Source organism: Streptomyces sp. NPDC057702 (assembly GCF_042799315.1).
In the GTDB taxonomy this organism is placed as follows: Bacteria; Actinomycetota; Actinomycetes; order Streptomycetales; family Streptomycetaceae; genus Streptomyces.
On record NZ_JBHVJC010000015.1, the window covers coordinates 107,561 to 128,419 of the forward strand.

Annotated in this window: 18 protein-coding genes; 13 read left to right on the top strand and 5 right to left on the bottom strand. The window is 74.8% G+C overall.

Translation table 11 applies throughout. From position 1 onward, the window contains the following. Nucleotides 1–115: 115 nt before the first annotated feature. Nucleotides 116–1,084, bottom strand: a complete 969-nt coding sequence (locus ACFVFR_RS13925; RefSeq protein ID WP_383700889.1) for an NADP-dependent oxidoreductase — start codon at nucleotides 1,082–1,084, stop codon at nucleotides 116–118. A 75-nt stretch (nucleotides 1,085–1,159) separates the two neighbouring features. Here ACFVFR_RS13925 and ACFVFR_RS13930 point away from each other — a divergent pair, with 75 nt between their 5' ends. From ACFVFR_RS13930 to ACFVFR_RS13955, 6 genes are all read left to right on the top strand, one after another. Beyond that, nucleotides 1,160–1,549: a winged helix-turn-helix transcriptional regulator gene (locus tag ACFVFR_RS13930; protein WP_383700891.1), complete on the top strand. Its 390-nt coding sequence runs from the start codon at nucleotides 1,160–1,162 to the stop codon at nucleotides 1,547–1,549. 185 nt (nucleotides 1,550–1,734) lie between these two features. After that, a complete protein-coding gene (locus ACFVFR_RS13935) occupies nucleotides 1,735–2,358 on the top strand; it encodes a GntR family transcriptional regulator (RefSeq protein ID WP_383700893.1) in 624 nt (207 codons plus the stop codon). Nucleotides 2,359–2,643: 285 nt separating this feature from the next. Beyond that, nucleotides 2,644–3,909 carry a sensor histidine kinase gene (locus tag ACFVFR_RS13940; RefSeq protein ID WP_383700896.1) on the top strand — a complete coding sequence of 422 codons (1,266 nt, stop codon included), beginning with the start codon at nucleotides 2,644–2,646 and terminating at the stop codon, nucleotides 3,907–3,909. Further along, nucleotides 3,906–4,565, top strand: coding sequence for a response regulator (locus ACFVFR_RS13945; RefSeq protein ID WP_383700898.1), 660 nt, complete (start codon nucleotides 3,906–3,908; stop codon nucleotides 4,563–4,565). The genes ACFVFR_RS13940 and ACFVFR_RS13945 overlap by 4 nt, the downstream gene beginning before the upstream one ends. Before the next feature lie 335 nt (nucleotides 4,566–4,900). Further along, complete coding sequence (aceE, locus tag ACFVFR_RS13950; protein ID WP_383700900.1) at nucleotides 4,901–7,633, top strand: pyruvate dehydrogenase (acetyl-transferring), homodimeric type; 2,733 nt, start codon at nucleotides 4,901–4,903, stop codon at nucleotides 7,631–7,633. Between the two features lie 99 nt (nucleotides 7,634–7,732). Beyond that, nucleotides 7,733–8,701, top strand: coding sequence for a helix-turn-helix transcriptional regulator (locus tag ACFVFR_RS13955; protein WP_383700902.1), 969 nt, complete (start codon nucleotides 7,733–7,735; stop codon nucleotides 8,699–8,701). A gap of 245 nt (nucleotides 8,702–8,946) precedes the next feature. On the opposite strand, the gene ACFVFR_RS13960 is transcribed toward ACFVFR_RS13955, so the two are convergent. Continuing rightward, a complete protein-coding gene (locus ACFVFR_RS13960) occupies nucleotides 8,947–9,897 on the bottom strand; it encodes an SDR family oxidoreductase (RefSeq protein WP_383700904.1) in 951 nt (316 codons plus the stop codon). Between the two features lie 254 nt (nucleotides 9,898–10,151). On the opposite strand from ACFVFR_RS13960, the gene ACFVFR_RS13965 reads away from it, so the two are divergent. Further along, complete coding sequence (locus tag ACFVFR_RS13965) at nucleotides 10,152–10,679, top strand: DUF4240 domain-containing protein (protein WP_383701059.1); 528 nt, start codon at nucleotides 10,152–10,154, stop codon at nucleotides 10,677–10,679. A 109-nt stretch (nucleotides 10,680–10,788) separates the two neighbouring features. On the opposite strand, the gene ACFVFR_RS13970 is transcribed toward ACFVFR_RS13965, so the two are convergent. Beyond that, nucleotides 10,789–11,268, bottom strand: coding sequence for a GNAT family N-acetyltransferase (locus ACFVFR_RS13970; RefSeq protein ID WP_383701062.1), 480 nt, complete (start codon nucleotides 11,266–11,268; stop codon nucleotides 10,789–10,791). Between the two features lie 291 nt (nucleotides 11,269–11,559). Between ACFVFR_RS13970 and ACFVFR_RS13975 the strand changes: the two genes are divergently transcribed. Next, nucleotides 11,560–12,495, top strand: coding sequence for a TIGR01777 family oxidoreductase (locus ACFVFR_RS13975; protein ID WP_383700906.1), 936 nt, complete (start codon nucleotides 11,560–11,562; stop codon nucleotides 12,493–12,495). Between the two features lie 670 nt (nucleotides 12,496–13,165). Then, entirely contained in the window at nucleotides 13,166–14,482 is a 1,317-nt protein-coding gene (locus tag ACFVFR_RS13980) for an NAD(P)/FAD-dependent oxidoreductase (protein WP_383700908.1), read from the top strand. A 142-nt stretch (nucleotides 14,483–14,624) separates the two neighbouring features. Here ACFVFR_RS13980 and ACFVFR_RS13985 read toward each other — a convergent pair whose 3' ends face one another. Further along, on the bottom strand, nucleotides 14,625–16,247 hold the full coding sequence (locus ACFVFR_RS13985; RefSeq protein WP_383700910.1) for a regulator: 1,623 nt from the start codon (nucleotides 16,245–16,247) through the stop codon (nucleotides 14,625–14,627). 582 nt (nucleotides 16,248–16,829) lie between these two features. On the opposite strand from ACFVFR_RS13985, the gene lipB reads away from it, so the two are divergent. The 4 genes from lipB (at nucleotide 16,830) to ACFVFR_RS14005 (ending at nucleotide 19,808) form a co-directional block, all read left to right on the top strand. After that, nucleotides 16,830–17,639, top strand: coding sequence for a lipoyl(octanoyl) transferase LipB (gene lipB / locus ACFVFR_RS13990; RefSeq protein ID WP_383700912.1), 810 nt, complete (start codon nucleotides 16,830–16,832; stop codon nucleotides 17,637–17,639). 116 nt (nucleotides 17,640–17,755) lie between these two features. Further along, the gene (gene lipA / locus ACFVFR_RS13995) at nucleotides 17,756–18,706 is read left to right on the top strand and encodes a lipoyl synthase (RefSeq protein WP_383700914.1); all 951 of its coding nucleotides are present in this window, start codon (nucleotides 17,756–17,758) and stop codon (nucleotides 18,704–18,706) included. Between the two features lie 213 nt (nucleotides 18,707–18,919). Beyond that, nucleotides 18,920–19,117, top strand: a complete 198-nt coding sequence (locus tag ACFVFR_RS14000) for a hypothetical protein (RefSeq protein ID WP_383701065.1) — start codon at nucleotides 18,920–18,922, stop codon at nucleotides 19,115–19,117. 10 nt (nucleotides 19,118–19,127) lie between these two features. Continuing rightward, nucleotides 19,128–19,808 (top strand): DUF4191 domain-containing protein, encoded by a 681-nt coding sequence (locus ACFVFR_RS14005; protein ID WP_383700916.1) that lies wholly within the window; start codon nucleotides 19,128–19,130, stop codon nucleotides 19,806–19,808. Between the two features lie 519 nt (nucleotides 19,809–20,327). Here the strand turns inward: ACFVFR_RS14005 and ACFVFR_RS14010 are convergent. After that, nucleotides 20,328–20,795 carry an RDD family protein gene (locus ACFVFR_RS14010; RefSeq protein ID WP_383700918.1) on the bottom strand — a complete coding sequence of 156 codons (468 nt, stop codon included), beginning with the start codon at nucleotides 20,793–20,795 and terminating at the stop codon, nucleotides 20,328–20,330. Nucleotides 20,796–20,859 lie beyond the last annotated feature (64 nt).

A 20,859-nucleotide genomic window follows, 5' to 3' on the forward strand; every position in this document is an offset into this window, starting at 1 on the left:
CCGGGGCCGTCGGCGTTCCCGGCCGGTCCCGGCCGCGGAGCGCGCGATCACACGAGGGCGCGGCCAGGCCAGCCCCGTCCGACGGGCGCGGGCTCAGGCGGCCAGGCAGGCGCGGTCAGGCGGTCAGGACCAGTCGGCCGCGCAGGCCGCCCGCCGCCAGCCGCTGATGGGCCCGGACCGCCTCGTGCAGCGGCAGCGTGTCCGCGACCCGCAGGGTCAGCCGCCCCGTCGCCGCGAGCGTGGCGAGACGGGCGAGGGCGGTCGGGTCGGCCGCGATCCACTGTTCGGCCACGGTGATGCCGCGCAGCGGCGGCGGCGCGGCGCCGGCCACCACGGAGACGAAGGCGCCCCGGTTGCGGACCGCACCCAGCGCGGGCAGCCCGAGCACGGCGGCGTCCAGGGCCGCGTCCACACCGCCGGGCACCCGCTCGCGCACGGCCTGGGCGAGATCGGCCGTGCGGGGCACGAACCACCGGGCTCCCACCGCGCGGGCGAACGCCTCGTCCCCGGCCCCGGCACAGGCCACCACCCGTATCCCGCGCAGCGCGGCCAGCTCCACCGCGAAGCCGCCCACGGCCCCGGCGGCCCCGGTCACCAGCAGCGTCCCGCCCGGCTCCACCGACAGCAGGTCCAGTGCCTGGAGTGCGGTGAGCCCGTTCAGCGGCAGCGTGGCGGCCTCGCTGGCCGAGCGGCCGGCGGGGGCGGGCGCGAGGGCGGCGGCGTCCAGCTCGACGAACTCCGCGTAGGTGCCGAGCGAGAGGTCCAGCCGGTCCCGCACCCCGATCACCCGGTCGCCGGGCGCGTACCCGCTCACCCCCGGCCCCACCGCGTCGACGCGCCCGGCGACGTCCCAGCCGATGCCGATGGTCTCCCGGGGCGCCATCAGCCCGGCGGCGATGAGGGCCCCGGAGCGGGTGGCCGCGTCGACCGGGTTGACCCCGGCGGCCTCCACCCGCACCCGTACCCGCCCGACCCCGGTCGGCGGTACCGGCACCTCCGCGACCTCCAACGCCTCCGGCCCGCCCACCGTCCGCACCACGACCGCGCGCATGCGCGACTCCTCCCGTTCGGCTCCACTGATCATCCGAAAACCTAGAGGGAGCTACTCTCCATCGGGAAGTAGGCACGTCAAGGTGGCTACCGCACCCGAAGGAGAGCCATGACGCCCTCGACCCCGCCAGCTGGGGCCCGCGCCGACTACGACGCCTACCTCGCCGCGTGCCCCGCCCGACACCTGCTGGACCGCATCAGCGACAAGTGGGTCAGCCTGATCGTCAACGCGCTCGCCGACGGCCCGATGCGCTACACCGAACTGGCCCGGCGACTGGTCAGCGTGAGCCAGAAGATGCTCACCCAGAGCCTGCGCAACCTCGAACGGGACGGTCTGGTCACCCGCACCGTCACCCCGTCCGTCCCGGTCCGGGTCGACTACGCGCTGACGCCTCTGGGCGAGAGCCTGATCCCCGTCATGCGGGCGATCAAGGCATGGGCGGAGCAGCACATGGACGAGGTCCAGGCGGCCCGGACCCGCTACGACGCGAGCCGGTGACCGGCCCCGTAGCGGCCCGGGCCGGCGTCGTACGAGCCGTGTGCCGAGCGCGCCGGCGCAGCCGGAACCGGCGTCCGGTACCCCGTGGGGGCTCCGCTCGCCAGCGCGATACCGCGATAATGGCCGTCGTCCACCGCGCGCCCCCTTCCTACGGCGCGCGGTGCGTGAACCCGAGGAGCACCGTCATGACCCCGCCAGTCGTCCACTCGCTGCGCGAGCAGATCCGCGAGCACATCCTGGAAGGGATCATGAGCGGGCGCTGGCAGCCGGGCGAGCGGATCGTGGAGCGGCACATCGCGGTCGAACTGGCGGTCAGTCAGACACCCGTCCGCGAGGCCCTGCGGGAGCTGGAGTCGCTGCGTCTGATCGAGTCGGCTCCCAACAAGGGCGTACGGGTCCGCAGTCTGACCGCCAACGACCTCAAGGAGAGCTATCCCGTACGGGCCGGGCTGGAGCAGGTGGCGGCCGAGCTGGCCGCCTCCCGGCTGGCCGCCGACACCACGGCCCTGGAGCGCGAGGTGGCCGCGCTGTGCGCCGCGGACCGCGCCCCGGACGGCGAGGCGCAGGTCAGGCACACCGTGGCCTTCCATCGCGAGATCGTGCTGGCCGCCGGCAACAGCGTCCTGCTGCACACCTGGGAGTCGCTGGGGGTCGAGGTGTGGACGACGCTGTCCATCCGCTGGCTGAGCCCCGAACCGCGCTCCCACGCCCAGGAGCACCAGGAGCTCGTGGACGCCTTCCGTCGCCGCGACCCCGCCATCGGCGAGCTGCTGCGCACCCACGTCCTGAGCTGCGCCCCGCGCCTGTGACGGGGCGGGGCGGGCGTGGTGGCCCGCCCCGCGCGAGTCGGGCCTGCCGGGAGCGCCAGCGGTCAGGGCGCGCGCCCGTGGACGAGGGCCATGGCGATGATCGCCGCGAGCAACAGCCAGACCATGGGCACTCCTTGGATCGGGGTACGGGCCCGGCCCACGCTGTCGCGGCGGGCCCCCGCGTGGCATCGGGCCGTCGGCGACAAGGTGTGGCCCTCCGGGCAGCCCCCGGGTGTACGCCCCGGGGCCGATGCCGGCGGGCGAGTGCGGCCGTACGATCCGCCCATGCCCAAGACAGCGCACCGCGAGCGCCCTCGCCCGCTCCGCCCCGCGCCGGCCGGGGCCGGGGCCGCGCCCACGGCGACGGACCGGCGCGTCCGGCCGGCCGCCGCCTCGGCGCTGGCCTGGGCCGGGGCCCTGGTCTACCCGCTGATCCTGTTCATCGCGGCGCAGGAGTCGGCGAACCGCTCGTTGGCCCAGCCGACCGGCCTGGCCCTGGTGCTGGTCGCCACGGTGCTGCCGGGGACTTTGCTGCGCCGGTGGCCGGCGGCGGCCCTGACGCTGATGCTGGTGGGCGCGTTGGCCGCCCTGACGCCGCCGGAGATCTCCTGGGCGCTGGTCTACCTGCTGCTCCTGGTGGACAACGCGACCCTGGCCTACGTCGTGGCCGTGTGCTCGCGGCGCACCAGCCTGCCGCTGGCCGCGCTGACCCTGCTGACGCAGGTCACCGTCGTGCTGACCGGTCCGCCCGCGAACGGTGACACGCCCAACGCGGCGATACTGTGCGTGGTGGCCGCCCTGGCCGCCTGGACGAGCGGGCGGGCGCTGCGCGAGCGCCGGGGGCACGCGGCCGTGCTCCGCGACCAGGCCGCCGCCCGCGCCGTCACCGCCGAGCGGCTGCGGATCGCCCGCGAGGTGCACGACATGGTCGCGCACAGCATCGGGGTGATCGCCATCCAGGCGGGCGTGGGCGGCCGGGTCATCGACACCCAGCCCGCCGAGGCCCGCCGGGCCCTGTCCGTCATCGAGGCCACCAGCCGGGAGACGCTCGCCGGGCTGCGCCGGACGCTGGTCGCGCTGCGCCGTGGCGAACCGGCGCCCGACGGCCTGGCCGGCCCCCGCGAACCCGCCCCCGGCCTGGCCGACCTGGAGCGGCTCGCGGCGACCACGGCCGCCGCGGGCGTACGGGTCGAGGTGTGCCGGCGCGGCGCGGCCGGGCCGCTGCCGGGCGACATCGACCTTGCCGCGTACCGGATCGTCCAGGAGGCCCTGACCAACGTCATCCGGCACGCGCGCACCGACACCTGCCAGGTGACGGTCATGCACCGGGAGGGGGCCGTGACGGTCGAGGTCACCGACGCCGGCCGGGGCGGGGAGGTCCGCCCCGGCGACGGGCTGGGCATCGTCGGCATGCGCGAGCGGGCCGGCCTGCTGGGCGGCTGGTGCACGGCGGGTCCACGGCCCGGGGGCGGCTTCCGCGTGACGGCCGAGCTGCCGATACCGGCCGAGGCGGCGACCGTGCGGACCACGGTGGCCGAGGAGGCGCGATGAGCGTGCGCGTGGTGCTGGCCGACGACCAGCCGCTGGTACGGGCGGGGCTGCGGGTACTCATGGCCGACACGCCGGACATCGACGTGGTGGGCGAGGCCGCGACCGGCGCCCAGGCGGTGGAACGGGCCGCCGCGCTGCGCCCGGACGTGGTGGTGATGGACATCCGCATGCCCGACCTGGACGGCATCGAGGCCACCCGCCGGCTCACGGCCGACCACCCGGAGGTCCGCAGCCTCATCCTCACCACCTTCGATGACGACGACTACGTGTACGCCGCGCTGCGGGCCGGGGCGAGCGGGTTCCTCGTGAAGGACATGGCGTTGGAGAGCATCCTGGAGGCCGTCCGGGTGGTCGCCGCCGGCGACGCCCTGATCGCGCCGAGCGTCACCCGCCGGCTGATCGGCGAGTTCGCGGGCCGCCCCGAGCCCGCGCCGCCGGCCCGGCCACCGGCTGGCGTCACCGACCGGGAGCGCGAGGTGCTCACCCTCGTGGGCCGGGGGCTGTCCAACGCGGAGATCGCCGACGAGCTGCGCATCGCCGTCGCCACCGCCAAGGCGCACGTGGCCCGGCTGTTCAGCAAGCTGGGCGCCCGGGACCGGGTACATCTGGTGATCACCGCGTACGAGTGGGGCCTGGTCACTCCCCCGCGCCGCTGAGCCCGCCGGGTCGTCGGGCCCACCGGGCGTCGAGCACGCGGGGCGCGGGGTGTGGGGACGCGAGATCGGGGGCGCGGGGGCACCCGGGGTGGGTCGTCGGTGCGGTGGGAGCCGGTAGGCGGGGGCTGGGGTCGGGGTCGGAGTCGGGGGCCGCAACGCCCGGAATGCGGCCCGTATTTCGGCACGGAGTGCCGGCGTTGGCGACACCGCGTGCCGACTTTTGCGGTTTCGCCCGAGAAACATTGATCGATCATCGATCACAGTCGTATCGTCGAACGCGGGGTGCGACCCCTGCCTGCCGCTCCCGCTCTCACACGTCCGGAAAGGGGCCACCCATGCCCGACGCCGTACGCCCGCCGTACAGCCAGCTCGACCAGCTCCCGGACCGGGACCCGCAGGAGACCGCGGAGTGGCGCGAGTCGTTCGACGCCGTGGCGCGGGCGGCGGGCCCGCACCGCGCGGCGTATCTGCTGCGCCGCACGCTGGAGCACGCCTCGCGCGCGGACACCGGTCGGGGCGCGGGTCTGCCCCCGCTCCTGGAGACCGACTACGTCAACACGATCCCCACCGCCGCCGAGCCCGCCTACCCGGGCGACGAGGCGATGGAGGCCAGGATCACGGCGTGGAACCGGTGGAACGCCGCCGCGATGGTCTCCCGGGGCGCCCGGTTCGGCCTCGGCGGGCACATCGCCACCTTCGCCTCCGCCGCCTGGCTCTACGAGACCGGCTTCCAGCACTTCTTCCGGGGCAAGGAGGGCGACCAGTCCGGCGACCAGCTCTACCTCCAGGGCCACGCCTCCCCCGGCATCTACGCCCGCGCCTTCCTCGACGGCCGGCTCACCGAGGCGCAGCTGGACCGCTTCCGGCAGGAGGCGGGCACTGGCGCCACGGGCGGCCTGCCCTCCTACCCGCACCCGCGCCGGCTGCCCTGGCTGTGGGAGTTCCCCACCGTCTCCATGGGCCTGGGCCCGCTCTCGGCGATCTACCAGGCGCGGTTCAACCGGTACCTGGAGCACCGGGGCATCAAGGACACCTCCGCCTCCCGCGTCTGGGCCTTCCTGGGCGACGGCGAGATGGACGAGCCCGAGTCCACCGCCGCCCTCGCGCTGGCCGGCCGGGAGGGCCTGGACAACCTGACCTTCGTCATCAACTGCAACCTCCAGCGCCTCGACGGCCCGGTGCGGCCCAACTTCAAGATCGTGCAGGAGCTTGAGGCGCAGTTCCGCGCCGCCGGGTGGAACGTCGTCAAGGCGCTGTGGGGCGCCGCGTGGGACGAGGTGCTGGCCCGGGACACCGAGGGGGCGCTGTCGCGCCGCCTGCGCGAGGTGCCCGACGCCCAGTTCCAGACGTACGCGACGCGCGACGCGGCCTATGTGCGCGAGCACTTCTTCGGCGCCGATCCCGCGCTGGCCGCGCTCGGGCGCGAGCTGGGCGACGCCAAGCTCCTGGAGCTCTTCCGGACCTCGCGCGCCGGCCACGAGCCCCGCAAGGTGTACGCGGCCTACCGCGCGGCCGTCGAGCACCGGGGGGCGCCGACGGTGATCCTGGCGCAGACGGTCAAGGGGTACACGCTGGGCCCCGGCTTCGAGTCCCGCAACGCCAACCACCAGATGAAGAAGCTGACGGGCAAGGAGTTCCGCGCCATGCGGGACCTGCTCGAACTGCCCATCCCGGACAGCGCCCTGAACGACGAGCTGGTGCCGTACGCGCACCCGGGCGAGGACTCCCCCGAGCTGCGCTACCTGCGCGAGCGCCGGGCCGCCCTCGGTGGCCCCGCCCCGGCCCGCAAGGTCGTCGCCAAGCCGCTGCCGGCCCCGGCCGACAAGCCCTTCGAGGCGCTGTACAAGGGCTCGGGCACGCAGGAGATCGCCACCACGATGGCGTTCGTCCGGCTGGTCAAGGACCTCATGCGGGACAAGGAGACGGGCCACCGCTGGGTGCCGATCGTGCCGGACGAGGCCCGCACGTTCGGTATGGAGTCGTTGTTCCCGTCGGCCGGGATCTACTCGCCGGTCGGCCAGACCTACGACCCGGTCGACCGCGACCAGCTTCTGTACTACAAGGAGGCCAGGGACGGTCAGATCCTCAACGAGGGGATCACCGAGGCGGGCTCGCTGGCCGACTTCACCGCGGCGGCGACCTCGTACGCCACGCACGCCGAGCCGATGATCCCGTTCTACATCTTCTACTCGATGTTCGGCTGGCAGCGCACGGCGGACCAGTTCTGGGCGCTGGCCGACCAGTTGGGACGCGGCTTCGTCGTCGGCGCGACCGCGGGCCGTACGACGATGACCGGCGAGGGCCTCCAGCACGCCGACGGCCACTCGCACCTGATCGCGTCCACCAACCCGGCGGCGCTCTCGTACGACCCCGCGTTCGCCTACGAGGTCGCGGTGATCGTCAAGGAGGGGCTGCGCCGGATGTACCGCCCGGAGGCGGGCGAGGACCCGGACGTCTTCTACTACCTGACGGTCTACAACGAGACCAAGGCGCAGCCGCCGATGCCGGAGGGCGTCGAGGAGGGCATCATCCGGGGTCTCTACCGCTACCGACAGGCCGACCTCGCCACCCTCTCCACCACCGCGGCCACCGCCTCCGCCGACGGCACCCCGCTGCGCCTGCAACTCCTCGCCTCCGGCACCGCCATCCACTGGGCCCTGGACGCTCAGCGGTTGCTGGCCGAGGACTGGGGAGTCGCCGCCGACGTGTGGTCGGCACCCTCCTGGACCGAGCTGCGCCGCGACGCCCTGTCCTGTGACGCGGCGCAGCTCAAGGGGGAGGATCGGGCCCCGTACGTCACCCGTGCCCTGGCAGGCGCACCGGGCCCGGTCCTCGCCGTCAGCGACTGGATGCGCGCGGTTCCCGACCAGATAGCCCCCTGGGTGGAGCAGGACTGGTCCTCGATCGGCACGGACGGCTTCGGGCTCTCCGACAGTCGTGAGGCCGTCCGCCGCCACTTCGGCGTCGATCCCCAGTCGGTGGCCGTCGCGGCGCTCGCCGCGCTGGCCAAGCGGGGCGAGGTCAAGCCGGAGACGGTTCGCGAGGCCGCGGAGCGCTACGGCCGCTGACCACCGGAGCCGACGGCCGCCGCCGTCGGCTCCCCCGGGCTCCCCGGCCGGGGCCGCCACACCGGTCCGACTGTCAGTGGTCGCGTGCATGATGACCCCATGCGCGCGGCCCGACTGATCAAGATGGTGTTGCTGCTCCAGTCCCGGGCCCTGATGACGGGGGCCGAACTGGCGGAGCGGTTGGAGGTGTCGGAGCGGACGGTGGCCCGGGACGTGCTGGCCCTGTCCGAGGCCGGCGTGCCGGTGTACGCGGACCGGGGCCGGGCCGGAGGGTACCGACTGATCGGCGGGTACCGCACCCGGCTCACCGGTCTGGGGCGTACGGAGGCGGAGGCGCTGTTCCTGTCCGGGGTGCCGTCGGCGCTGCGCGAGATGGGGCTGGCGGACGCCGCCTCCGCCGCGCGACTGAAGGTGTCGGCCGCGCTGTTGCCCGAGCTGAGCGACGCCGCGGAGGGCGCGGCCCAGCGGTTCCACCTGGACGCGCCGGCCTGGTACCAGGAGCCGAGCGTCCCCGCGCTGCTGCCGGCGATCGCCGACGCGGTCTGGGACGACCAGCGGATCACCGGCCGCTACCGCCGGGGCGGCGCCGAGGTGGAGCGGACGTTGGAGCCGTACGGGCTCGTGCTGAAAGCGGGGATCTGGTACCTGGCGGCGCGGGTGGAGACGACCTGGCGGGTCTACCGCGTGGACCGGTTCGCGGCCGTCGAGCCGTCCGGGGAGCGGTTCGCGCGCGACCCGTCCTTCGAGCTGCCCGCCTTCTGGGCGGAGCGCGCGGCGGACTTCCTGCGGTCGATCCTGCGCGCGCGGGTCGTCCTGCGGCTCTCGGAGCGCGGCGCGCGGCTGCTGCCCCACCGGACGGACCCGCGCACGGCGCGCGAGGCGGTGGCCGCGGCGGCCGACCCCGACTCACGGGGCTGGATCACGGTCACCCTGCCCGTCGAGACCCTGGACGTCGCCTACGACCAGCTCATGGGCCTCGGCCCGGAGTGCGAGGTCATCGAGCCGCCCGCGCTGCGCGCGCGCATGGCCGCCGCCCTGACCCGCGCGGCGTCGCTGTACGACACCTGACGCGGGCGGCCGGGCCGGGCGGAGCCAGGCAAGGCCGCCAGGCGGGGCCGGGGGGGACCGGGCTGGGACGACCGAGCTGGGCCAGAGGTGGCTGGGCGGGTGCGGCGGCGGCTCGGGCTCGGGCTCGGGCTCGGGTCAGGGCACGCGACGCGCGGTCGCGCACGCGAGGAGAACGCCACCGCGCGCGGCGCCCGCCCGTCGGTGTGCGGGGTGGGGGCACCGCGCGCGAGGTGGCTCGGTGGTGGCTACCGGTAGTCCTCGGCCGTGCCCTCCTTGCCGCCGTAGACGATGTCGCGGAAGTAGCCGAAGCAGTCCGGCTGGGACCCGTCGGTGTCGCGGAAGCCGTAGACCCTGGCCAGTTCGCCGCTGGAGAGGGAGGCGCCGTTCCAGCGGGCCCGGTCCTGGTCGGCGGCGACCGCGGCGACCGCCCGGCCGATCAGCGCCGGGGACTCGGCGATCGCGAAGTGCGGCTCCTGGGCGACCGCGTCGCGCCAGTTCTCCTCACTCACCCCGAAGTGGTCGAGCATCTCCTCCGACCGCAGGAACCCGGGCGACATGCTGAGGGCCGTGCCGCCGTACTCGGTCAGCTCCCGTGAGATCCCGAACGCGGCGCGGATCGGCACGTTCTTGGCGATGTCGAAGAAGAGGTTGCCCCGGTAGGTCTTGTTGAAGTCGGCGGTGCCGTCCGTCATCTCGACCAGCAGCGCGCCGGGCCGGCGGATCAGCAGCGGGAGCAGGAAGTGGCTGGTGATGAGGTGCGTGTCGATGCCCAGCCGCAGCATGCGCAGCCCCTTGTCGAGGTCCACCTCCCACGCCCTGGTGTCGAACTCGATCAGCCGGTCACCGCCCCACAGGCCGTTGACCAGGATGTCGAGCCGCCCGTGCCCCTCGTCGACGCGGTGCGCGAGGGCACGTACCTGGTCGGGTTCCAGGTGGTCGACGCGCACGGCGATGCCCGTGCCGCCGGCCGCGGTGACCAGCTCCGCGGTCTCCTCGATGGTCTCCGTCGTCCGACCGACCTCGCTGGTACGGACCGCGGCGCCGCCCGGGTCGGCGGCGCGCGAGGTGCGTCCGGTGACGTACACGGTCGCGCCCGCCTCCCCCAGCGCGACGGCGATCGCCCGGCTCGCGCCTCGGGTCGCCCCCGCGACCAGTGCGACCGTGTCTGACAGGGGGCGTTCGCCCTGGGTGTTCACGTGCTGTGTCCCTTCCGTCGATGCCCTGCGGTGGTGCGAGGACGACTGTGCCGGGGAAAGGCGTCATCTTCTGTCGTGATTGCCGGGAACCTCGCCCGGTGTCCCCCGCACCGCCCACCGCCGGCCGCCCCGTGTGGTCACGACAGTCGTACGAGCTGCGGAACAACGGGCTGACCTGTGGGGGTAACGACACAGCGGCATCCGGGGCGCTCGGCGTGCACGGCCCAGGCGCAGGGCCGATGCTGGTCCCTGTGATGGACGAGACGGAGTTCTGGGCGCTCATCGACACCTCGCGCGAGGGCGCCGACGGCGACCCCGAGTACCAGGCGGACCTGCTCATCGACCGGTTGCTGCGACTCGACCCGGACTCCGTGGCCGACTTCGCCCGCCACTTCGAGGCGCGCTACCACCGGGCCTACCGCTGGGACCTGTGGGGCGCGGCCACCGTGCTCCTGGACGACGCCAGCGAGGACGTCTTCGACGACTTCCGCTGCTGGCTGATCGGTCAGGGCCGGGAGGTCTTCGAGGGGGCGCTGCACGAACCCGACGACCTCGCGCGCCTGCTCGACGACTTCGACCCGCGTACGGACGGCGACGCGGAGGACCTGGGATACGCGGCGGACGAGGCGTACGAACAGCTCACCGGGGTCGAGACGCCCGATCTCGGGCTCGCCGAACCGCCCGCCGAGCCCGAGGGGCCGGCCCTGCCCCTCCGCGACCACAGGGCCCTGGCCGACCGATTCCCCCTGCTGTGGGAGCGCTACCGGCGCACGGGAGCCTGACGCGCGCGCCGCGGCACCCGCGCCGGGCCGGGTCGGCCCGCCGCACCGCCGGTCTCTCGTCGCCGGCCCGTCTCACCGCCGGCCCTACCGACGCGCGCGGACCGGCGGTTCACAGCGCGCGGCCCATGAGCACGTCGTCCACGTACGCTCCCGCCAGGAGGAACTCCCCCGGCAGCACGCCCTCCACGGCGAACCCCTCCGCCGCGTAGAGCGCGCGGGCGGCCGTGTTGTGCCCCAGCACGCGCAGCGTCAGCCGCGTCGCGCCCTGGGCCCGCGCCTCGGCGCACGCCGCGCGCAGCAGGGCGCGGGCCGCGCCACGCCCCCGGGCCCACGTGTCGACGGCGAGCCCCTGGATCTGCCGTACGTGCGCGTTGGAGGCCAGCGGCAGCGCCGGGCGTAGCCGGAGGTAGCCCGCGATCCGGCCGTCCACCACGGCGACCAGGTGGTGCGCGGGCGTGGCCCGGTCGTCGAAGAACGACCCGTAGGGCGGCCGCGGTGGCGACTGCACGGAGTGCAGCGTGGACCACGTGCGCCGGTCGAGGTCGGCCAACGTCGCGTCGTCGTCCCACCGCGCGAGCCGCACCACCACGCCGGCGGCGGCATCGGCAAAGGCGGCATCGGCGGCGGCGGGAGGACCGGCCGACGCGGCGGGCGCGTCCGAGGGAGCGGGTCCGGTCGGCGCGGCGGGCGCGTCAGAGGCGGGCTGTCGCGGGGCGGCCGGCTGGTCAGCGGGGGTGGAGGCGGGTTGGACCATGCCGGTCACTGTGCCACTCGGCGCGCCGCGCCCGGCAACCCCTTTTCGCGCGCCCGACACCCGACCGCCTCCCGCCGCGCCGCGCCCCGCCCGCCTGGGCACATCCCCGGGCCGATCGGGGGCAGGATGGCTGCCATGCGTATCGCAGTCACCGGCGCCACCGGCCTCATCGGTTCCGCGCTCGCCCACGCGTTGCGGGGCGACGGTCATCACGTCGTACGGCTCGTGCGGCGCGCCCCACGAACGGATCACGAGGTGGAGTGGGACCCCCATCGGCAGTGGGTGGACGCCTCCGGACTCATCGGCTGTCAGGCCGTGGTCCACCTGGCCGGCGCGGGCATCGCGGACCGGCGGTGGAGCCCGGCGCGCAAGCGCGAGCTGCGGGACAGCCGGGTGCTGGGCACCGCCGCCATCGCCGAGGCCGTCGCGTCGCTCGACACCCCGCCCGAGGTGCTGGTCTCCGGCAGCGCCATCGGCATCTACGGCGACACCGGGGACCGCCCCGTGGACGAGGACACCCCGCCGGGCCACGGTTTCCTGGCCGATCTGTGCCAGGAGTGGGAGGAGGCGGCCGAGCCCGCCGTCGAGGCGGGCATCCGCACCGCGTACGCCCGTACCGGCCTGGTCGTGGCGCGCGAGGGCGGGGCGTGGGGGCGGATGTTCCCGCTGTTCCGGCTGGGGCTGGGTGGCCGGCTGGGCGCCGGCGACCAGTACTGGAGCTTCATCGCGCTCCGGGACGAGGTCGCGGCGCTGCGGCACGTCATCGCCACCGCGTCGCTCTCGGGCCCGGTGAACCTCACCGCGCCCGAGCCGGTCACCAACCGCGAGGTGACCGCCGCGATGGGGCGCGTGCTGCGCCGCCCCACGAAGCTGGCCGTGCCGCGGGCCGCGCTGCAGCTGGCCCTGGGCGAGCTGTCCACCGACGTCCTGGCCAGCCAACGCGTGCTGCCCAGGCGCCTGCTGGACTCCGGCTTCCGCTTCGGCTTCCCCCACATCGACGACGCGATCTCCGTCGCCTGGGGCAACGGCGCAGATCAGAGCGCCCGCACCACGAACCCCTGACCCCGCTCCGGCCCCACGCGGCCCGCCTCCCGCCCGCATCCCATCAAGCCCGGCCCCACCCCCGTACGCTCCGGGCCACGCCCACCCGCGGGAGCCCGACCACCTACCGGACCCGGCCTCCGCCCCGGGCCACGCCCACCCGCGGGGGCCCGACCGCGCGCCGGGCCCGGGCCTCCACACCACCCCCGCGCCCCAACCCACCCCGCCCGCGCGCGAGTCGACCCGCGTCCGCACGCCGCCCGGGCCCACCCGGCACCCGCTCTTCGCGCCCGCACCCCCCACGCTCCGCCGTACGGGCGCCCCGCACGCGCGCCCCCTCCACCCATCCGCCGCGCGCACCCCTCTCGGTCCGCGCCCCGCGTGCGCGCGTCGCCCGCTCCCGCGCCGCACGTGCCCCCCGCGTCACATCGGGCCACCGGCCTCGCGCGCCGCGTGCCCGCGCCACGGGGCTCACGCCCACAGAGGTCCGCGCCCCCGGTCCCACCACCGGTACCCGGGCCGGCCGCCGGCGCCGCCGGCCGCGTGTGCGACCGGCGTGCGACCGTGCTCGGTCGATGCGCGACTGTCTTCGCCCGGCTTTCTTTCTACCGTCGAGCCCGGTTCACGCATCCCACAACCAGTTGAGGGCATCAGGCCCCAGACACGTCGCAGCGACCTCGGGGAGGGGCACATGCTCGGCAGCACCCGCCACACGGATGTCGTCATCGTCGGCGCCGGCCTCGCCGGTCTCGCCGCGGCCCACCAACTGACCAGCGCCGGCCTCACGGTCACGGTCCTGGAAGCCTCCACCCGAGTGGGCGGGCGCATGGCGACCGATGACGTCGACGGCTTCCGGCTCGATCGCACCGGCGAACTGCTCAACACCTCCTTCCCCGAGCTTCGGCGCACGCCGGGGCTCGCGAAGCTGCCACTGCGACCGTTCTCGCCGGGTGTGCTGGTGCACGGCGAGGGGCGTACGTACCGGGTCGGCGAACCCCGGGGCACCGGCGGCGCGTTCACCACGGCGCGCGCGCTGGCGACCGCGGCCCGCGCGCCGCGCGCCGGCGGGCTCGACCAGGCCCGGCTCGGCGCCGCGCTCAGCCGACTCGCCACGGTGCCCACACACCGGCTCCTCGCCCGGCCCGAACGCCCGGCCGCCGCCGCCCTGACCGTGCGCGGGCTGCCCTCGCGCACCATCGACGGCTTCCTGCGCCCGCTGCTGACCGCGCTGCTCGGCGACCCCGAGCTGGTCACGTCCAGCCGCTGCGCCGACCTGGCGTTGCGCGGGTACGCGCGCGGCCGGCTGTGTCTGCCCGCCGGCGGCGCCGCCACGATCCCGGAGCTGTTGGCGGCCCTGCTGCCGCCCGGCACGGTACGCACCGGCGTGCGCGCCGTCTCGGCCTCCACCACCCGCGTGACCACCGCCGAACACGGCGAGTTGAGCTGTCGTTCGGTGCTGGTCGCCACCGACGCCAAGGCCGCTGCCGAACTGCTGCCCGGCCTGCGGCTGCCGGACTTCCACCCGGTGACGGTGCTGCACTACGCGACGGAGGCGGCGCCGCTGCGCGAGCCCGCGCTCGTCCTGTCCGGCGACCGGCGCGGCCCCGTCGCGTACACGATGGTCGCCAGCGAGGTGGATCCCTCGCGCGCCCGACCGGGTCAGGCGCTGGTCACCGCGGTCGCCCTCGGCACGGCGGCGACCGAGGCGCCCGCCGCGCTGGACGTCGCCGTACGCGCCCAGCTCGCGCGGATCTACGCCACCGGCACCACGGCCTGGCGCCAGCTCGCCGCCTTCCACGACCCGCACGCGGTGCCAGCCATGCCCGCGCCGCACGACCTGCGCCGCCCGGTCCGCCTGCTACACGGTCTGTACGTGTGCGGCGACCACCGCGACACGAGCTCCGCCCAGGGCGCGCTGCACTCCGGCCGCCGCGCGGCCTGGGAGGTGCTGCGCGACTTCGGTCTCAACCCGGGCTGTGAGCCCACGCCGCTGAGCGCGGCGGCCTGATCGCCCGCGGGCCGGCCGAGGAGGCGGCGGCCGGCTCGCGGGAGCCACCGGACATGCGAACGCCGAACGGGACGCGCGACGCCCGTTCGGCGTTCTCTCGTGGCGGGCGCGCCCGCACCGGGCGGCCCGCCGTGATCGGGAGTCACCCCAGGGCCGCCACCCGTTCCCGGTAGCCGCGCACCGGCGCCGCGTCCCGGTACGGCTCAAGCCGCCGCTCGAAGTCGCGCACGTACTCCACCGCGCGCACCGAACGCATCTCCGCCGCCTGCTGGGCCGCCTCCGCGCCCAGCGCGCACGCCTGCTCCAGCTCGCCGAGCCCGAGCCGGGCCGTGGCCAGCACCACCCGGCAGAAGACGCGGCTGCGCGCGAACCCCGCCCCCCGGAGCTGGAGCGAGCGCTCCGCGTGCTGGGCCGCCGTGCGGTACTGCTGGAGGTCCCGGTAGCAGTGCCCGAAGTCGTCGGCGAGCTGCGACTCGTCGAAGAAGCGCGCCCAGTACGGGACGTCGTCCCCCGGCCGCGCCGTCTCCAGCGCCCGCTCCGCCCGCGCCAGCGACGCCGTGCAGGCACGGGCCTCGGAGAGGACCCCGTGCCCACGGGCCTCGGCGGCGTGCAGCAGCGCCTGGACCACCGGTGGCGCGCCGGAACCCACACCCTGCTGGGCCACCCGCGCGAGCTGCACCGCCTCCCGCCCGTGGCCCAGGTAGACGGCCTGCCGACTCATCGTGACCAGCACGTAGCTGCCGTAGGCCCGGTCCCCCGCGGCCTGGGTCAGCCGCAGGGCCTGCACGAAGTAGCGCTGGGCCAGTCCGTGCGCGGCGATGTCGTACGAGGTCCAACCGGCCAGCCGGGTCAGGTCGGCGACGGCGCCGAACAACCTGCGCCCGATGGACTCCCCGTAGCTGCCGCGCAGCATGGGCTCGCCCTCGTGCTCCAGGTAGCGCACCAACGCCTGCCGGGCGTGCCCGCCGCCGTAGGCGTGGTCAAGGGCCCGGAAGAGCTCACCCACCGACCGCAGGGCGGCGATGTCGCCGGAGGTGACCCGGTGCCCGGGGCCGCGGTCCGTGCGGTCGGTGAGCCGCTGGCGCGGCACCGCCACCCGGTTCTGGAGCGGCACCCGCGCGCTGCCCACGCCGGTGACGGCACCGGCGGTGCCGGCGACCGCCGGCTGGCCCGCCGCCGGCGCCCCGCCCGGTGCTCCGGGGCGCCCCACGCCGCCCGGCCCCGGCACGCCGGGGCGCGACGCCCCGGGTCCGGGCCGGCCGGGGCCCTCGGGGCCGGGCTGGCCCGGTGGCCTGGTGGGCGCGGGCACGCCACGGGCCACCCGGTCGTCGGCCCGCCCGATCAGCCAGTCCCGGCTGGGGACGACCAGTCCGGCCGGGGTGAAGGCGATCTTCCGTAGTTCGCTGTGGCTGCCGGAGTCCTTCCGCCACAGTCCGCTGACAATGTCCACCGCCTCCTCGGGCGAGGACGCAAACTCCAGTCCCGCGTAGACCGGGGCACATGCGTCGAGCCCCAGGTCCTGGGCGGACAGGCGCCTGCCGAGGCGGCGGGTGAAGACCTCGGCGATCAGTGCCGGGGTCGTGCCACGCGGCTGCTGTCCGCGTAGCCAGCGCGTTACCGACGTCTTGTCGTATCGCAGGTCAAGGCCGTGCTCAAGCCCCAACTGGTCCACGCGCCGGGCGAGGCCCGCGTGCGAGAAACCGGCTTCGGCAATAAGCGCGGCGAGCTGACGGTTAGGCGTGTGCTGCGGGGATCGTTCCGTCATCAGCCTGCCGGTCTCCCTGATCGCATCGCTCTGTGGAACGGCGTGAATTTAGCGGTTGACAGAGCCCCGCTCGCCAGCTTCGCCCCACATTCATCCGATCGTGTGAGAAGCGATGAGATACGTAACGCACAGCTCGCGGCCACGTGCTTCAGCGCAGGCCCGTGCGCGTCCCCTCCGCACCCGCCGCCCCACCTCCGGCTTTGGCGCGCCCCCGTCCCAGCCACCACTCGGGCACCGTCGGGACGCGGCCGAGTAGCGCCCCAAACCCGGCTCAAACTCGCCCTTGCTCCTCTCCTCGCACTATGCCGACACGTTTCTCCCGCGCCCGCTCCACGGGTCCACCCCCACCCGCGCTCCGACCCGCTCCCTGGCTACCGCCGGGTCACCTCCTGTCCCGCTCCATGTCCCGACCCGGTCGCCGAGAGGTCACGCGAGCGCCCGCCCGACCGCCCCGCGCCCTCGGGCGCGCACGTCGCGGGGTGGGCGGGGCGGCCCCATCCGACGGCCGCGTACCGACCCCGGTGCGCGCCGCCGTACAGTGGCGGAGGCGGAACGGTTGCGAGTTTGTTCGAAGGAGCTGCCATGGGGCTTCCCCAGCCACACGGAGATCAGAGCGAGCTGCGCTTCGTCCACCTGGGATTCGGCGCGGACGCGGTCGAGTACCAGGCGGCCTGGCAGGAGCAGCGGCGGGTGCACGCGGCACGCTTCGCCGACGAGATCCCGGACACCTGCCTCCTCCTCGAGCACCCCGAGGTCTACACGGCGGGCCGGCGCACGGCCGACAACGAGCGCCCGCTGGACGGCACGCCCGTGATCGACGTGGACCGTGGCGGCAAGATCACCTGGCACGGCCCCGGCCAGCTCGTCGGCTACCCCATCCTGAAGCTGCCGCGCCCCGTGGACGTCATCGCGCACGTGCGCCGCCTGGAGGACGCGCTGCTGCGCACCTGCGCCGACCTCGGCGTGGAGACCACCCGGATCGAGGGCCGCAGCGGCGTGTGGGTGCTCGGCGACCCCGTCGAGCAGCGCCCGGCGATCGGCGGCCTCAGCCTGGACTTCGACCCCCGGCTGACCGACGAGGAGTTCGACGCCCGGCTCAACGGCCCCGAGTACGCCCCCTCCAACGCGGGCCAGCGCCGCGAGGACCGCAAGCTGGCGGCCATCGGCGTGCGGATCGCCAAGGGCGTGACCATGCACGGCTTCTCGCTGAACTGCGACCCGGACAACACGTCGTTCGACCGCATCGTGCCGTGTGGCATCCGCGACGCCGGAGTGACCTCCCTCTCGCACGAGCTGGGGCGCGAGGTGACGGTGGCCGAGGTGCTCCCCCTGGTGGAGCGGCACCTGCGGGACGTACTCACCGAAAGCGTTCCGCTGCCGCGCGCCGTATAAGGAATGCACCCCGCAGCTCACGGGTTGGTCTCGACAGAAGAGCACGTGTTGTACGGGCGTACCCTGGTGTTCGCCGAAGATTCGAAAGCCGCGCCAAGCGAAGTGGAGTGCCGGACGTGTCCGCAGTCGCACCGGATGGACGCAAGATGCTGCGCCTGGAGGTCCGGAACAGCCAGACCCCCATCGAGCGCAAGCCCGAGTGGATCAAGACCCGGGCGAAGATGGGTCCCGAGTACAACCAGCTGCAGAAGCTGGTCAAGTCCGAGGGCCTGCACACGGTGTGCCAGGAGGCTGGCTGTCCCAACATCTTCGAGTGCTGGGAGGACCGCGAGGCGACGTTCCTGATCGGCGGCGACCAGTGCACCCGGCGCTGCGACTTCTGCCAGATCGACACGGGCAAGCCGCAGGCGCTCGACCGTGACGAGCCCCGCCGGGTCGCGGAGTCCGTCCAGCAGATGGAGCTGCGTTACGCCACGATCACCGGCGTCGCCCGCGACGACCTGGAGGACGGCGGCGCCTGGCTGTACGCGGAGACCGTGCGCCAGATCCACGCGGCGATGCCGGACACCGGCGTCGAGCTGCTCATCCCGGACTTCAACGCCGTCCCCGAGCAGCTCGCCGAGGTCTTCTCCTCGCGCCCCGAGGTGCTGGCGCACAACGTCGAGACGGTGCCCCGGATCTTCCGCCGCATCCGCCCCGGCTTCCGCTACGAGCGCTCCCTTGAGGTCATCACCAAGGCCCGCGAGGCCGGTCTGGTGACCAAGTCCAACCTGATCCTGGGCATGGGCGAGGAGCGGGCCGAGGTCAGCCAGGCCCTGCGCGACCTGTACGAGGCGGGCTGCGAGCTCATCACCATCACCCAGTACCTGCGCCCCACCCCCCGGCACCACCCCGTGGAGCGCTGGGTCAAGCCGCACGAGTTCGTCGAGCTGAAGGACGAGGCCGACGCGATCGGCTACGCCGGTGTGATGTCGGGCCCGCTGGTCCGCTCCTCCTACCGCGCCGGCCGGCTCTACCAGCAGGCCGTCGACCGGCGTAACGCGGCGGTGCCCGCCGGGACCGCCTGACCGACGGCGGCGACGCCACGTCGCACCGGCTCTGAGCCGCTTCGGCACCGCCCTGTGGCCCGTACGACCCGCCTCACCGCGCGTCCGTGCGGGCCACATCGGCGTTCAACGGGCGTTTGACCGGATCGACACCCCCTGCTAACACCGAAGAGCGAGCATCAAGGCACCGAACGTTCGCGCGTGAACACGATTCGCCCCAAGGAGACCGCCACCATGCTGGCCGTGCCCGTACGCCCGTCCGTCACCGTGGCCCTGCGCGCGCTGGAGGGACTGCTGCTGGGCGCCGGCCAGCGCACGGCCCGGCGCAACGCGTGGACGGCGGTCCTGGAGGACCGGCGCCGCGCCAAGGCCCGCCACGAGGCCGAACACCTGATGGAGGCCGTGGCGACCCGCACGCCGCAGGCGACGTAAACTGCCGTACATGGCGAGGAAGGAAACATCCGAGAACCCCGGGCGGCTGAAACAGATCGCCCTGACCTACAAGATGACCAAGAAGGTCGACTCGAAGGTCGGTCTTGTCGTCGCGGCTGTGGGCATCATCACGTTCGGTGTCTTCCTCGCGGTCGGCCTGTGGATCGACCATCCGATCCTGCTGGGCATCCTGGGCTTCGTGCTGGCCTTCCTCGCGATGGCCATCATCTTCGGCCGACGGGCGGAGCGGGCGGCCTTCGGGCAGATGGAGGGCCAGCCGGGCGCGGCGGCGGCGGTGCTGGAGAACGTGGGTCGTGGCTGGTCGGTGACCCCGGCCGTGGCGATGAACCGCAACCAGGACGTCATCCACCGGGCCGTCGGCAAGGCCGGCATCGTGCTGGTGGCCGAGGGCAACCCCAACCGGCTGCGCTCCATGCTGGCCGCCGAGAAGAAGAAGATGGCGCGCATCGTGGCCGACGTGCCGGTGCACGACGTGATGGTCGGTGACGGCGAGGGCGAGGTCCCGATCAGCAAGCTCCGCACGAAGCTGCTCAAGCTGCCGCGCGTGCTGCCCGGCGCGCAGGTCACCGTGGTCAACGACCGCCTCCGGGCGCTCGGTGACCTGATGAGCAACATGCCGATCCCCAAGGGCCCCATGCCGAAGAACCTGCGCATGCCGAAGGGCCGCTGAGCCCCACCACCGGCAGCGCGCCGCACACGACGCCGCGACGGGCGGCCCGAACCACGCGTTCGGGCCGCCCGTCGCACGTGTGCGAGTCCCGGTCGCGGGCGCGCGCCCACCCCACCCCCGGACGGCGCCTTCGAGGCGGACCCGACCGGACCGCGCCCGGCTCGACCACGCCCTCCGTCGATCACGTCCGCCGGCGGCGCCGCGCCCCCACGTGGCCGGTGCCGTACGCCCCCGGCGGCGCGGCGCGTACGCCTCACGCGGCACGGCGCCGTACCCCCCACGCGGCACGGCGCCGTAGGCGCGACCCGGCCCGGTGGCGTAGGCCCGGCGCGGCACGATGACGTGCTGGCGTACACCCGGTACGCCGGGACCCTCGGGGTCCGAAGCGGCGGCGTACGTCCCAGAACGGCCGCGCGCCCCCGCTGGCCCCCGGGCGGGGGCGGCGAGGGCGCGTGAACGGCGGCCGGCGGGTGGCCGGTGCCCGCGACGAGGGCACCGGGTCCGGCGTCGGGGCGGGGGTCAGAGGCGGATCTGGACGGCGCCCGCGGCCCGGTCGTGCAGGCCACGGGAGTCGCGGTCCCAGATGACGGCGGGGACGACGATGCCGAGCAGCACGCAGCGCAGCAGCGTGCGCGGCAGTGAGAGGCGGTTGCCGTCCAGGCCGACGACGCGGATGCGCAGCAGCATCTTCCCCGGCGTGCAGCCCAGCGTGCTCACCGTGAACAGGGACATGACCAGGAAGACGGGCAGGGCCCAGTTCCCGGCCGACGCCGCGTCCCGGTCGGCCAGCAGGCCGTACGCGATCATGAGGCACAGGCCCCAGTCGATGAGGATGGCGAGCATGCGCCGACCCGGCGGCGCGACGGCTCCCCTGCCCTCCTCGGGCAGCCCGAGCCGTTCACCCCGGTAGCCGAAGTCGACGCCCATCTCCTCGGCCGCCGCGCGCGGCCCGGACAGCCACGAACCGATGACTTGCCTGTTATCCACCCCACCACGGTACTGCGACGGCGCCCCGTCCCAGCCCCTCGGGTCGGGAGAGGGTTCGCGGAGC

Bases quoted from the DNA above. Each gene is read 5' to 3' on its own strand.
- ACFVFR_RS13925 (WP_383700889.1), bottom strand. From the start codon at position 1,084: ATGATCAGTGGAGCCGAACGGGAGGAGTCGCGCATGCGCGCGGTCGTG.
- ACFVFR_RS13930 (WP_383700891.1), top strand. From the start codon at position 1,160: ATGACGCCCTCGACCCCGCCAGCTGGGGCCCGCGCCGACTACGACGCC.
- ACFVFR_RS13935 (WP_383700893.1), top strand. From the start codon at position 1,735: ATGACCCCGCCAGTCGTCCACTCGCTGCGCGAGCAGATCCGCGAGCAC.
- ACFVFR_RS13940 (WP_383700896.1), top strand. From the start codon at position 2,644: ATGCCCAAGACAGCGCACCGCGAGCGCCCTCGCCCGCTCCGCCCCGCG.
- ACFVFR_RS13945 (WP_383700898.1), top strand. From the start codon at position 3,906: ATGAGCGTGCGCGTGGTGCTGGCCGACGACCAGCCGCTGGTACGGGCG.
- aceE (WP_383700900.1), top strand. From the start codon at position 4,901: ATGCCCGACGCCGTACGCCCGCCGTACAGCCAGCTCGACCAGCTCCCG.
- ACFVFR_RS13955 (WP_383700902.1), top strand. From the start codon at position 7,733: ATGCGCGCGGCCCGACTGATCAAGATGGTGTTGCTGCTCCAGTCCCGG.
- ACFVFR_RS13965 (WP_383701059.1), top strand. From the start codon at position 10,152: ATGGACGAGACGGAGTTCTGGGCGCTCATCGACACCTCGCGCGAGGGC.
- ACFVFR_RS13975 (WP_383700906.1), top strand. From the start codon at position 11,560: ATGGCTGCCATGCGTATCGCAGTCACCGGCGCCACCGGCCTCATCGGT.
- ACFVFR_RS13980 (WP_383700908.1), top strand. From the start codon at position 13,166: ATGCTCGGCAGCACCCGCCACACGGATGTCGTCATCGTCGGCGCCGGC.
- ACFVFR_RS13985 (WP_383700910.1), bottom strand. From the start codon at position 16,247: ATGACGGAACGATCCCCGCAGCACACGCCTAACCGTCAGCTCGCCGCG.
- lipB (WP_383700912.1), top strand. From the start codon at position 16,830: ATGGGGCTTCCCCAGCCACACGGAGATCAGAGCGAGCTGCGCTTCGTC.
- ACFVFR_RS14000 (WP_383701065.1), top strand. From the start codon at position 18,920: ATGCTGGCCGTGCCCGTACGCCCGTCCGTCACCGTGGCCCTGCGCGCG.
- ACFVFR_RS14005 (WP_383700916.1), top strand. From the start codon at position 19,128: ATGGCGAGGAAGGAAACATCCGAGAACCCCGGGCGGCTGAAACAGATC.